The 13687-nt window shown below is 59.8% G+C and carries 6 protein-coding genes; all 6 read right to left on the minus strand.

The window, feature by feature from the left end; translation table 11 throughout:
- Position 1 precedes the first annotated feature (1 nt).
- The 6 genes from BLLJ_RS02105 to BLLJ_RS02130 all read right to left on the minus strand — a co-directional run bounded on the left by BLLJ_RS02105 (position 2) and on the right by BLLJ_RS02130 (position 13645).
- The gene (locus tag BLLJ_RS02105; protein WP_007056411.1) at positions 2 to 934 is read right to left on the minus strand and encodes a PP2C family protein-serine/threonine phosphatase; all 933 of its coding nucleotides are present in this window, start codon (positions 932 to 934) and stop codon (positions 2 to 4) included.
- Positions 931 to 3444: a DUF3488 and transglutaminase-like domain-containing protein gene (locus BLLJ_RS02110; protein WP_013582408.1), complete on the minus strand. Its 2514-nt coding sequence runs from the start codon at positions 3442 to 3444 to the stop codon at positions 931 to 933. The genes BLLJ_RS02105 and BLLJ_RS02110 overlap by 4 nt, the downstream gene beginning before the upstream one ends.
- Complete coding sequence (locus tag BLLJ_RS02115; protein ID WP_007051314.1) at positions 3441 to 4664, minus strand: DUF58 domain-containing protein; 1224 nt, start codon at positions 4662 to 4664, stop codon at positions 3441 to 3443. The genes BLLJ_RS02110 and BLLJ_RS02115 overlap by 4 nt, the downstream gene beginning before the upstream one ends.
- 24 nt (positions 4665 to 4688) lie before the next feature.
- Positions 4689 to 6062, minus strand: coding sequence for an AAA family ATPase (locus tag BLLJ_RS02120; protein ID WP_013582409.1), 1374 nt, complete (start codon positions 6060 to 6062; stop codon positions 4689 to 4691).
- A gap of 10 nt (positions 6063 to 6072) precedes the next feature.
- Positions 6073 to 12057, minus strand: a complete 5985-nt coding sequence (locus tag BLLJ_RS02125; RefSeq protein WP_013582410.1) for an Ig-like domain-containing protein — start codon at positions 12055 to 12057, stop codon at positions 6073 to 6075.
- Positions 12058 to 12223: 166 nt separating this feature from the next.
- Positions 12224 to 13645, minus strand: a complete 1422-nt coding sequence (locus BLLJ_RS02130; RefSeq protein WP_007057781.1) for a serine/threonine-protein kinase — start codon at positions 13643 to 13645, stop codon at positions 12224 to 12226.
- Positions 13646 to 13687: the final 42 nt, after the last annotated feature.

Raw genomic sequence — 13687 nt, forward strand, 5'->3', positions numbered from 1 at the left:
GTTATGCCGAACGTATGGTCCGTAGTGTTTGTAGTGTTGCGTCTTCAATGGCGCCGATATCCTCACCTTCGTCCAGCCTGAATGCGCTGAACGCATGATGTTCGGGTTCGGTCAATGGCATATCGGCCACAATCACAGTGATATTGTCGGTTCCGCCCGCATCAAGAGCGGCCGCCACCAAGGCGTCCACGGCCTCCTGCGGACTGGAATGCGCCGCGGCGATGGCCGCGATCTGTTCGTCCGGCACCTCGCCATGCAATCCATCCGAACAGATGATGAAGCGGCCGGTCAGATCGGCGACATATACGTCGGGCATGATGCCATCCGGATCACCCAGACATTGGGTGATGATGTTGCGTGGAATGGTCGCCTCCGCCTCTTCCGGCAACATCTGCCCGGAATCGATGGCTTCTTGGCGCTGGGAATGGTCTCGCGTGATGCGGGTCAGCGAAGCGGCGTCCCACACGGGAATGATATCCGTGGCGGGAGCATCGGCATGCGCCAACGGACTGAGATGGTAGGTGCGGGAATCGCCGACATTGACCACATAGGTCTGGTCCGAGAAGTCCTGATCATCGGCGTCACTGAACAAAGCAGCGCTGCGGGCGCTGGCGGAATCCGCATGATCTTGGGGCAGTACCAAACCGGAGCAGGTTGTGCCGGCCACGCCGCCAAGGCGGTCTCCCAGATCGAGAATGTCGTGCTGGGCCCGTGCCAAGGTGTCGTCGATATCCTGACGGGTGCGTGAAGGCATGGCGGCCAATTGTGCGAAATGCTGGGCAGCCAACTGGCTTGCCTGCTCGCCGCCTTTGCCGCCGCCCATGCCGTCACAGACCATGAACACGCCTTGTTGCGCGAATCCGGTGTCTTGGTTGTTTTTGCGCCTAAGACCCACGTCACTGGTCATCGCGATACGGATGGAGCCTGTGGTCATGACGCCTTCCCCTTCTTACGCGTGCGCTTGACATGCGTCGTGTGCGGCTTTGCTGCGTGCCCATTTGACAGTATAGCCACGCTTTTCAGGGAAAGTCGTGTACGTATCCTCCTGAAACGCGGCAAAGAAGCGAGCATTGCCTTGCGTAATTGGTCGACTCCTGTCCAATATGTGGTGGCTTGGCCCGATTCAATGTCTTGCCCCGAGAACGTGGCGTAGTCGGCTTCCCGGCCAAGCTGGATCAAAGCCTGGTCATCTGTGCCGAGTTGACGGGCGATGGCACCGGCCTGATCTCGACGAGTGCCCTTGGCTGTGATGCCGCTTTGCTCGGCAAGCATGCGTATGGCATTCCAACCTGCTGCCACACGGGTTTTCGGACTGCCGTGTCGCCGCGCTCGTGCCAGCAGTATGGCCTTGAACATCAGAATCAGACCGCAGGCGATGAGTAGGGTCCACAATGGGCTGCCGTACAGGGCCACCTTGCGGGTCACTCGCCAGAACCGCGCCCAGAACAGGTTGGTCGGCGAATCATCGGCGTCGGCGCCGGCCAATGAGCTTTGGCCCTTGGCTTGCGTCTGATCGCGCAGCGGATCGGTCAACGGCACTGGTGGTTGCCGGACCAGCGTCTGCGGATTCGGCGGCGTCAGGTTCTGGTTTTCATCAGGCATCTTGGTCTCCTTGGGCGTCGGATAGAACGCCACCCATCCCAGGCCCTGCAATTTGATTTCCACCCAAGCGGTGACATCGTTGCCGGTGAATTCGATTTTGGTGCCATTGCCTGAGGTCTTCTCCGTGCGGGCATCGGTGATTTCGCCATCCTCGTTTTTCGGCAGGAAGCCCAGGACCACACGGGAGGGCAGTCCCAGATCACGAGCCATCAGTGCCATGGCGGAGGCATATTGCTCGGAGTCGCCCACCATGGCCGTGCCTGCCAGCAGCTTGTTGATGCGGTAGTTGCCATGGCCGGCATCGGAGGGATAGTCGCCTTCAAGTCCATGAGAGAACCATCCGGAGTCTTTCAATGTGTCGGCCAACGCCGTGGCTGCGGCACCGCCCGAGGACTGCCCGCCGGCAATGGACGTGGCCAGTTTGCTGGCCGAATCGGGAACATCCTGGGCTTCTGGTTGGGTGATGCGGGCCGCAGCCGCACTGCTGATCTGCTTATCGGTGGGATTACGGGCGATAATGCCGGATTCGGTATAGGTGAGGCCTTTACGCGTGCCGGCGGGAATAATGGCGGAATCGGTATCCGTGTTGTAGTAAAACGTGTCATTGCCGTTGTCGGCATCGTTGGCGAAGCTCACGCCAGTGGCCGCTCCCGCCAGCGGCAGCCAGGTGTCGGTCAGTCCCTGATCGACGGTGAAGGTCGCAGTGAAGGATTTACCCTGCTCATCCGCCTTGATCGTGGTGCCCACGCGATGATAATTCGAGGAGTCCGTGGCTTCGGAAGAATCGGACAGGTTCCATACTGTGCCATCGAATCGATCCATCACCGCAAGTTTGACCGGTGTTCCGGCCGGCAGATTATGAACGGTCAGCAACACGTCTTTTTTGTGGTCCTTGATATAGGATCGCATGCCGCTGAGCGGGCTGGTGTAATCGTAGGGGCTTAACGGCGGATCGTAGCGGTCACGCAGCACGAAACGGTCCTGTGGCACCAGCAACGTGCCCCCGAAAGCAAGGCCGGCAGCGAGCACGACGATGATCAGCGCGGATATCCAGCGCCCCCATTCCAGCAGTTCAAGACGCCAAGACAGCCAGATAATCAGCAGCAAGGCAAAGGCAATACCGCAGATGGCGCGTTGCCAGCCGCTGTCTGTGCCCAGCAGGGCACATACGGCCACGGCCGCCGCAAGGGGCAGCACTCCCACCAGAGACAACCATGCGTTGGCATTAATGGCAAACACGCCGGTGAAGAACGTAAGCCACAGGCCGATGGTCCATACCGCCATCAGCACGCCGTCTTGCGTGCCCAGAGGCGGATCGACGGAAATAATGTACTTGAACGAGCCAAACGTCATTTCCCAACCTGAACTCAAGGTCTTCAAGGTGGGAATCACGTAATGGGACGTAGTGGAACTCAGCGTTACCACCGGGCCGATGATGAATTGGGCAAACGCCAGAAACACGATTTGCCACCACAGTCGCAACGCCGGCAACATGCCCGCCAGAGCGATGATCGCGCCCAGCAAGGTGGCCGGTACAGCGGCAATCGCCCAAGTGGCCACGCCGCCGTACACGTCGATGAGATTGGCTTGCGCCAGCAACATCATCGCCGCTATGAGTACGAGGCTGGCGATTCGTTTGCCCCACGGCTGGCGACTGAGGCCCATGCCGCGAAGCACATTGCCTCTGGTCATCCAGATAACCGAATGTGTGGAGTCGGCCCAGGAGCCGGTGGTGGTGGAGGTCCCGGTGTACGTGCCGGAGGAAGTGCCGGTGTATGTGCCGCTCGATCCGGCGTACGCAGCGGTATTGGTATTGGTGATACTGGACTGGTCGAAGGTCATGCGAGCACCCCCATGATCAGCGGGAGATCATCGAGGTCGCCGATGGTGGCCAATGTGAAGTTGGCGAATCTTCTGATGCCGCGATTGGCGCCGGCGCTGGCCTGCAATACCACGCAGCTGGCCGATCGGGGCAAGGCCAAGGTCATGCGCTTGATTTGCTCGATGTCTTTCAGCGATCCAACAGTGAAAAAATAGAACGAAGCATCAGGACTGTGCTTCAGCGTGCCCTCGGCGAGATTCGGATTATCCTCACGATCAGGCTCTATGGCACTGGCGTTGTCGAGGAACTCCATGGCGTTGCGCGGCTGGCCGTGCGCGTTGCCCGCGTGGCAGAACAATGGACGATCCTGCAGCAGGCATTTGACGCCGATGGAGGAGTGGATGGACACCGCCATCTCGAATTCCTCGCCGTTGACGTATTCGTCCGGGTTCACGCTGATGGTCACCGAGGTGTCGGTGCGGCGCGTGGCCTCATATTGGCGAATCATCAACGTGCCGGTTTTCGCGGAGCTCAGCCAGTGGACGTTACGCACGTCGTCGCCCGGCTCGTATTCGCGCAATCCGTAGAAGTCGAGATCATCATCCACGATCTGGCCGGATGGTTGGCCTTCCAGGTCGCGGGGCACGCCGGCATTCAGAGTATCGAGACGCACGGTACGAGGGTGGATGAATACGGTGATGCGGTCGGCCAGCTCCTTTTCGTGACGCACCAGACCGAACGGGTCTCCCTTGCGGATGCGCAATGGGCCGATGGGCAGTATTGCGCGCGATACGGTACGGAACTCCACATCGGTTTGCTTGGATTGCCCGGGAGCCAGCATGGGGATGTTGAATCGTTCATGCGCATCGCCGATTGGCAGATATCCGCGTGCCGTGGTCGTCGGCGTTCTGCCGGTGTTGTCGATGCCGACGATAACGGATACGGTGTCTCCCACGGTCACGCGATGATTGGATACGACGATGGACGCGTGGAAGCGTGTGTTGCCGAGGGAAAGCACGATTGCCGCGAGCATCATCACCATCGCCACGATGCCGAATACGAGCAGCTCATACCAGCCCAGAAACGGGAACGCAATAAGGCATGCGATGCCTGCGCCCGTTACCGCCCAGCCCAAGGGCGAGACGTAGGATGCGAAGAACCGTCTGATGCGTCTTACCGCGCGCTTGAACATGCGTTCAGCGCGCCGGCGACGGCGTAATGCGGCGGATGTAGATGCCATGGTCGGATACCTTTCCGGGCCCTATCAGGAACCGATGGTGGGGGAGGGAACGTCTTCGAGCACCTGTGCGATCAGGCTTTCCGGAGTCGCGCCATCGAAGGTGGCTTCCGGAGTCAGCGTGATACGGTGTGCGAGCACGGCCACTGCAAGGTCCTTGACGTCATCCGGCACCACGTAGGCACGGCCATCGGCCGCGGCCCAGATACGGGCGCATCGGGTCAGTGCCAAAGCGCCACGCATGGAGGAGCCGACCGTGATCTTCTCGTTGTGGCGGGTCGCCTCGACGAGCCTGACGATGTATTCACGAATCGCATTATCCACATAGATTTCGGTGGCCACCTGACGCAGCCGCATGACATCGTCACCGCTCAGCACCGGGGAAATGGTCTGCGCACGGTCGGTGATATCGACCTGCTTGAGGATATCGACGGACACATCATGGCCCGGGTAGCCGATTGACGTCTTGATAAGGAATCGGTCCATCTGCGCCTCAGGCAGCTTATAGGTACCGAGCTGCTCGATGGGGTTCTGGGTTGCAATCACGATAAACGGCTGCGGCACATCATGTGTGACGCCGTCAACGGTGACTTTCTGCTCTTCCATAACCTCCAGAAGTGCGGACTGCGTCTTCGGCGATGCACGGTTGATCTCATCGGCCAGCACGATGGAGGCGAAAATCGGGCCTTCGCGGAACTCAAATTCTCCGCGCTTCTGATCGTAGAAAGTCACACCCACCACATCCGAAGGCAGCAGATCGGGCGTGAACTGAACACGCTTGAAACCGGTGGAAATGGAATTGGCCAAGCCTCGGGCCAACTGGGTCTTACCGGTGCCGGGGTTGTCTTCAAGCAGAATATGGCCACCGACCATCAGTGCGGTGACGCATTGCTTGATAGGGATGGTCTTGCCGATAACCACCTTGGAGACATTTTCGACCAGCGCATTGAAGGACTGCTGGAAATCCCGGACCTGAGCCGTGGGCTGGGGCAGTAGTCCGGAATTGATGCTGGCGGGCAGTGCCGATGCGGCTGCTTGCGCGGCTTTGCTCGACTGACGCTGCGGCTGTGATTGCGGCTGGGATTGCGCGGTGGCCTGCTGCGGGATGGCTGGCGTCGATCCCTTGCGCGGCTTGAGCACGGTGCTGTCATCGCCCGCAGGAATGGAGGCGGCATCAGTAGTAGGAGACGGCTTTTCTGACGGCGCTTGTGACGGCCGCTGCGGCAGGTTAGGCAGCGCAACGGACTGCGGCGCCGACTCGGTGCTTGGGGTCGTGCCGGTGTGTGGTGCGGATGCCAGGTGCGTGGCGTCGGACAAGTGCGTGCTGTCGGATAGCTGCGTGCTGTCGGACAGACGGGTCGTGTCAGACAACTGCGTCGCGTCATCGATGTTCTCGCTCATGGATGTTCTCCTACTGCTTGTGAATGGTGGTTGACGATATTGGGGTATTGCCGAAACCAAGAATCCAGGGGTTCTTGGCCAAAGTGGTGACATCGGTACCGGATTTGAGCGACTTGGTCCCCTCCGAGGAGTCAGAGGGACGTGTGCCCGCGACGCTGCCTCCGTCCGCAGTGTTGTCGAGACCGGAGTATCCCGGCCCGCCGGTGACTTTGACGCTCCACGCGTAGTTGCCATCGGCGGCCACGGCCAAGTCGGTGACATCCAATGGCTGGCCGGAGTTCCACGTGAACGGTTGGCCATTGATGATGATTTGTACAGTGGCCGACTTGCCATAGACATCAACCGAACCGCCGGTGACGTTAATGACGTGAGCGTTGTCTGACCAGCGCAGCTCCTGCGGTTTGTTGATTACAGCCTTCTTCTCATAGGTGTAAGGAGCGCCATTGTGCGGGCCTCCGGTGACGGCGTCGCTGGTAGCGCCGTTGAACACCTGTTGCACCGATGCGGTGTTGCATTTGGCCCAAGGACTCATTCGGAAGTCGAGTGAGTTCCGGTTAGTAGCTGTACCGGAATCGATGCCATCGGCAGTCACGCTGTAGGACTGCGCATGTCCCTGCTTGGTCCAATGCACGGTGCATGTACTGCCGGATCCGGTGGTGTAGACGTCAGTGGGCGGCTGGACCTTGTACTGCGGGACAAAGCTGCTCTTGCCCGTGCCGGAGGAAGCATCGCGCTGCGGCACCACGGTGGCCGTTACGGTGATTTCCCGGGTGTTCAAATCGTTCTCATTGATATCGAACGTAGCGCCACTGTCACTGCAATCGATGGTGTCCTTGACGTCTCCTCCCAAGGAAATTCGCCGGCAGCCGGCATTGCGGTTATTGCCGAGAGTGACTTTCGCCGTTACCGTGGTGTCGTCGTTCGACAACGCAATGTTCGGCGCATCCGGGTCTCCCCAGATCTTCTCTGACGGCGATGCGGCGGACTCGGCACTCCAATTGATTTTGTTATGGGCTTTGACGGTCGCCGTAATGGCGGTGCCATCGGAAATGTCGTTGTTGTTGAACGTAAACGACAGCTCGGTGGCCGTATTGCCGGTTTCCTTGGTCTGCGGAGCACCTGCACCGGTGACGGTCACTGAATAGTTGTCGACGGCGCTGAAATCACCGCTCGGCGCTTTCCACGTCACCCTGGCGGTTTTATTGCCACCTGTGATCGTAACATCGGTGGGAGCGGACGGCACCTTGTCCGGTGTGGCTTCGACGGCGGTGGACGGCTTGGACCAGCCGACGTCATTTCGCGCGGCGACGGTGAAGGAATAGGTTTTGCCGTTCTTCAGACCAGTGACCTGGCATGAGGTGACGGCACCGCAATCCTTCTCTCCGGTGACGGCACCGGTCCAACTGACCTTGTAGTTGGTGATCGGGCTGCCATTGGCGGCACCGGGCGTCCATGTGAGGCTGACCGCGCTGTCCTGCGGTTCCCCGGCTACGGGGGAGAGCAGTGGCGGCTCGGGCTTGTCGATCACGGACACGGTAATCGATGCGGTGACTTCACGATCCTTGGACTTGGTGCCGTCTTGCACGGTGACGAGCACGGTGTTCGTGGAAGCACCTACATCGGATGCGACGGCGATGGTGATGTTTCCGGAGGCATCGCATCCGGCGATGGTGAGTTTGGCGGCGTCATCCGCCTTGCAGCTGATGACGGTCAGCGAGGAATCGGGGAACGGATTGTACGCGCCGGTAAGCACGTTCACGGCATCGCTGGCACCGGCCTTGATCTTCAACGTCTTGTCGCCGACGCGTGTCAGCGGACGGGTCGAAGACACTACGCGCACGGTCACACCGGCATTCACGGTGCCCGCGCCGTATGCGATTTGCACGGGAACGGACGCGGTGGTGCCAGGAGCGGCATCCTTGGTGGCGGAAACCTGCAAGCTACCGGAACGGGACAGGTTTGCGGTGATTTGCCTGGATGATGAGCTTCCACCGGAATACGTGTATTGCTTTTCGTCGTCATACACGCCGGACGGTGCATGGGTGAGCGCCGTCAGATCAACGGTCTTGGGGTCCGCGCCCGCCTCGACATCAATAGTGGAGGACGAGAACGTGGGCGGCGGCACATCGCGGCCTATCACCGTGATCTGGAGAGTGATCACTGCGGAATTGATGATCTTGGTCTTATCCGATCCCTGCTTGCCATCCACAGCGGTAAAGGTAATGGAGGCGGGGCCTGCGTAGTCTTTTGCCGCAGTGAACTTCAGGGTCTTGTCGTTCACGTAGAAATCGGAGTTGGAAGCCTTGGTGGCGCTGACGGAATCAGCGCTTTCGATATACGGTTCCTTGCCGGCGCCGACGCGGACATAGTCATTGATGTTGATTTCAATGGTCTCGCGCGAGTTGACCTTCAATTCCGGTGCCTTGGGACGCAGCGTGGGCGGAAAGACACCATAGGCCGGTACCTGGATGAACGCGGTGGAGGTGATGTTGTATTTCGTATTGGTCACCGTGTAAGGCACGGCTCGCGCCTGTGACGTCAGGTCGACGGTGATGGTGGTCGAATGCTCGCCGCCCTTGACGTGAGCGTGAGCGCTGGCGGAGGGATGCACGCCGACCTTGAGCTCATTGGCTGTGCCGGAAGGATTGGCGATCCACTGGGAAACATCCACATCCACGGACTTCTTATCGATGGTGGCGGCGGACGGCACACGATAGTCGTAGGCGGTAGGCGGCTCGATGGCGGCACTCGGATCCACGTTTACCGTGAGGGTGGCCGTATCGGACAAGCCGGCCTTGTCTTTGACCGTGTAGGCGATATAGTCGGTGGTGGCGCTGTCGGGCGTGGTGAAGGAGAGCATATTGTCTTTCACGCTCACCCCGTCGAGACCTTGGACCTCGACATGCTTGTCGACGGTCAGATTGGTGTTGTCGCCGGAGATGTCGTTCTGCGCGACCGGCACGGTTGCGGCCGTATTGGGCCTCAACGTGATTTCGTCATCCCTGGCGTATACGCCGGAGTCGGACGATCCTTGGAATACGCCCACGCGGATCTGCGCCTGTGCGCGCTGACCGGTCCAATCCTCCACGGCATAGGAGAAGGTGTCGGTGCCGGACGAATCCGGATACGCTTCATAGACCAAGTAGTCGGAACCGACTTCGGATATGCGGCCCAGCGTGGGTGCCTTGTTGCCCAGACCCAACAGCTGATTGTCGTCGCCATCCGTGTCTATGCCGGTCAGTGTGATGGGGATGCGGACCTTCTGCCCGGCGGCAACCTGCGCTTCGGCGTCATGCGGGGTTGGCGCGGCCTTGCTCGCTGCGTCGCTCTTATGCACGGTAATGGTGATATTGGCGGAAGCCACATTACCCAGATTGTCTTCAACCGTATAGGTGATGGGGAAGTTGCCGGTCTCGCTGGATGCTTGGTAGCGGACCGTGTCTCCAGAGACGAAGGCCAGACCCTTGAACGTCCCCTTGTCGTATTGCAGGTTGTTCTTGAGTTTGACCGTGGTGCCATCCGAGTAGGCCACATGGTCAAGCACATCCACGGACACGATGCCGTCGGTACGCACCTGGGCATTGATATTGCTGGCCTTGGGCACTGAATTCGAGGTGGCCAGAGCCGGCGGCTGCAACACGATGGTGCCCTTGGCGGTTCCGGAGGCGTTGGCCACGGTGTAGGTAAGGGCGACGGGCTTCGTGGGCACCTGACGCGCGGTGATATACACGCGCTTATGGCTGACGAGACCAACCTTGATGCCGGAGTCGGCCGGTGCGCTCACCGTGGTGACGGACAGCACACCGCCCATCGGATCGACGTCATTGGTGAGCGGCTCCACAATGGCGGTATTATCCGCGCCAAGCAGGGCGACATCGTTGGCGGCAACCGGTTTGGCGGCCTCGCCGGTGGCGGGCTGCACCTCGACTCGAGCCAATCCGGTGGCCGGAATCGAACCTTGAGTAATGATGTAGGGCACATAATAGGTGCCGGGATTGGTGGCCTTGAACGTCAACGACATATCCGCCGCATTGGTGGTCGTCGAAGCGCCGTTGGGCGTATCCACCTGAGTCAGTTGTGCCGGCTGCAAGGAAGTGCCATGCACATAAGAGGACAGCTTGACGACGGTATCCGTGTTGGGAACGGTGGTTTTCGCTACCGGGTCGATGACCGCGGCCAAGGTGTTCGCGGGCTTGACCGAGAAATACACCATGCCGGTGCCGGTTGCCGTGCCGTCGGAGACGGTGACCTCGACGCCCACACGTCCCGACGCCAGCGCACCGGTGTTGAACGTAAGCTGGCCGTCGGCTCGGGTGGACACCTGCACCTGGTCGGTGTTCTGGGCCACAGCGGAGACCAGAGTGAGCGGGTCTCCATCCGGATCGTTGAAGCTGCTCAGCGCATTGGCGGTATAACTGGCTCCCTGCTCCACATCGATCTCGGGAGGAGTGTCGAACTGTACGGGAGCGTGGTTGCCTCCATCATTCAGGGTTACGGTCACCGTGGCGGAAGAGGTCTGGCCGCGACCATCGGAAATATCGTAAGTAAAGGTAACGGTGCCTGCGGATGCGGCGGAGGCATCGAGTTGCAGATACCGGCCGTCGTAAATCGGCGAAATGGTGACGTCTTTGTTGTTTGGTGCGCCAACCTTGGTGATTTTCAGTACGGAACAATCGGTCTGCTCGTCATTGCGCAGCGCGTCGAGAATCTGTTCCGAACCGGCTCGTGCGCCGATTTCATCATCCTCGGCTTTGATTTGGCCGGATTGTGCGGAACAGGTCTTGGAGAAGTCGTGGTGGTTGTTGGCCGAGTCGTTGTTCTGCTGTTCTTTCTCGGTCTGCTCGGTCTGTATTTTGTTCCACTGTATTTTGATGACTTTGGTGGAATCCTCAGGGTTCCACACATTGCCGTTAACCGTGTCGTTGAGCACCACAAGGCGATGGTTGGTGCGGAACACCAATTCGGAAGTAGTATTGACGGATTCGAGGGTTTGCGGCTTGACGCTGGTATCCGTGGGGGAGCAGGCGCGAATGTAGTTGCTGGCCTTCTGGCTCCAAGCCGAGTACACGCAGCCCTTGGACGATACCGGTCGTGCCGGATTCGCCTTGCCCCCGTTGGCTATGAAATTCGCCTTGGCATTGGACTTCAACGGGATAAGCGCAAGGCCTCTCGGTGATGCCGCGGCCACCCAATCGGACTGTATGTCATCGGTGGGAGGCTCCTGAAGGGTGAGGGTGCCGGTCGTGTCGACATCGACGCGGCCGCCCTTGAATATGACGGTTTTGCCGGTTGCGATTACCGGCGTGCTCCCGATGACGGTAAAGCTTTCAACGGTCTGCTGCTTGCCGTCGGTCAGCGATTCGAGGGTTTTGACGTTGGCGCTGCTGGGATTGTCAAGACGCAGCACCATACCGTCGGATGGACGGTATCCGTAGACTTTGCCATCGTGGGTTACTGCGATGCGCCCGCCCTCGCCCAGCTTTATTTTCGGATCGGAAGTGGTGGGGGTCACGGAATCAAGGTTTTCCGACAAGCCGGTCCACACATTGCCGGTCTTCTCGTTGATCAGGGCTGCGGTATCCCCGCCGACCACAGTGGTGGTGCTGGCTTTGATGTCGGTCTTGACACCGGTGCTGACCGTGGATGCCTTGATGGTGGAGGCTTTGGTCGTTTCGGTCAGGATGGTGTCGCCATTATGCTGTGCGATGTCGAATCGTGGGGCGGAGGAGGAGACGCCGGCGTCGGCCTCCTTGTTCTTTACGTTGAATCGTGCGGCCTTCTGGTTTTTCAGCGAAGTGACCCATACGGTGCCATCGTCCAGTTGCACATGGCGGCGCGTGACGGTGCTCATGATCACCGCGCCGGCAACAAGTCCCAGAAGCAGCAGGAGCGTGATTACGGGAACCGTCCACGTATGCCCTCCGGAGGGCATAAGGCGGCGCAAAGCCGCGCTGATGCGTCGGCGACGATCGTATGACTGGGACGATGTGGCCATCTGAACTCCCTGACCCCTGTTTTCTCTGGTTGCTGGTGTAATGACAACGCTTTACGGTTCCAATACCTGCCGTTCCTGTTGTCCATTTGGTGAATTCGCCGCTGCTGGGCGCACGTCTGATGCGATACGCAATGCCAGGGTGGCATGCCCGGCAGTGGCGAGCGGATCATTCTTGCGGCTTGGCCGCACAGGCGATGGCGGGGCTGACGGACATCTGGCGGTTCTTGCGCACAATGGACACCTGAATGCAGGTCTGCGAGCCTTCCTGCGCGTTGACGGTCACCGTGGGATCTGACGTTGTGACGGTTTGCGCGCTCTGGTCGGTATTGCTGCCCTGCACTATGGCCCACGCATAGGTATCACCGCTTTGCGGGTCTGGATTCGTCCAGGTGAACGTCACGGATGACCCATCCGCCGCATAGGTGCCGTTCAGATTCTCCGGGGAAGGAATCTGGGCGTTCGCGGTATCGGTGATCACGTCATCCTGATTATTGCGGTTGTTGTCATCATCCTTGGTGCCGGGCGTCGCCACCTGTTTGGTATCTGATCCGGTGGCGCTGTCCATGCGGGGAACGACCACGAAGGCGAATATCAGTGCCGCTGCGGTGATCGCCGCAAGTATACCGACGGTAATACCCACCGGTTTGACCCATCGCCGTGACGAACGGGTGATCTGATCTCGCTGGTCCGTGGCCCGGCGCCGACGCTCGATGTCTTTGGGATAGGCCGGCATCCCTTCCACGGTAACGGGAGTGGCATGCCCGAAATATGCGAATTGCACACGCTGCATGGCACGTGCGAACTCCAACGCGGAGTAGTACCGCTGGTCGGGGTCCTTGTTCAGGGCCCGGCGCAGCACCGCTTCCACATCGGCCGGCACGTCGGGGCGGTTGAGGCGAGGCAATGGCTGGTTGACGATCAGCGAAATCAGTTCCGATTGCGAACGCGGGTGATAATCGTGCTGGAATGGCGAGCAGCCGACGAACATGGCGTACAGGGTGGCCGCCAGTGAATAGATGTCGGCGGCTTCCGAACCATTGGTCAGATGCTGAAGCACTTCAGGCGGTGCCCACGGCGGCGAGAATCCGGTTTCGGTACGGTCATACACATCGGTGGAGATACCGAAATCACCCAGAACAGGCAAGCCCTGCGAGGTGATGAGAATGTTGCTGGGCTTGATGTCGTGATGGATGATATTGCTGCGATGCGCGGTGAACAGCGCGCTTGACAGCTTGATGCCGAGGTCGAGTACCTGCTCGCAGGTCATGGACCGGGCCTTCATGATGCTGTTGTAGGTGCCGCCCGGCGCATATTCGATGACGATGTAGCCATGGCCATCGGAGGTGACGCCGGCACCATATACCGGCAGAATGTACGGGTGGGATGACAGCTTGGCCATGAAGTTGGCCTCGCGGTTGAACAGGGCAGCGGCCCGTGGGTCAAGGGTTTTGGCGCTGGCCTTTACCGCCACCGGGCGTGCGGGCATACGCTGGTTATATAGGTACACCGTGGCGGTGGCACCGCTTCCCAACATCTGGACGAAATCATATCCGGGCAGCTTCGGCGGTCTCATCGGAATGTTGTCCATCTGTTCCCTCCCTCCTTGGAAAATGCGCTCTCCCTGCATTCG

Source organism: Bifidobacterium longum subsp. longum JCM 1217, assembly GCF_000196555.1.
GTDB classification, from domain to species: domain Bacteria; phylum Actinomycetota; class Actinomycetes; order Actinomycetales; family Bifidobacteriaceae; genus Bifidobacterium; species Bifidobacterium longum.

What these genes read in the sequence shown, in the direction of transcription:
- BLLJ_RS02115 (WP_007051314.1), bottom strand. Translation starts at nt 4,664, where the DNA reads ATGGCATCTACATCCGCCGCATTACGCCGTCGCCGGCGCGCTGAACGC.
- BLLJ_RS02105 (WP_007056411.1), bottom strand. Translation starts at nt 934, where the DNA reads ATGACCACAGGCTCCATCCGTATCGCGATGACCAGTGACGTGGGTCTT.
- BLLJ_RS02125 (WP_013582410.1), bottom strand. Translation starts at nt 12,057, where the DNA reads ATGGCCACATCGTCCCAGTCATACGATCGTCGCCGACGCATCAGCGCG.
- BLLJ_RS02110 (WP_013582408.1), bottom strand. Translation starts at nt 3,444, where the DNA reads ATGACCTTCGACCAGTCCAGTATCACCAATACCAATACCGCTGCGTAC.
- BLLJ_RS02130 (WP_007057781.1), bottom strand. Translation starts at nt 13,645, where the DNA reads ATGGACAACATTCCGATGAGACCGCCGAAGCTGCCCGGATATGATTTC.
- BLLJ_RS02120 (WP_013582409.1), bottom strand. Translation starts at nt 6,062, where the DNA reads ATGAGCGAGAACATCGATGACGCGACGCAGTTGTCTGACACGACCCGT.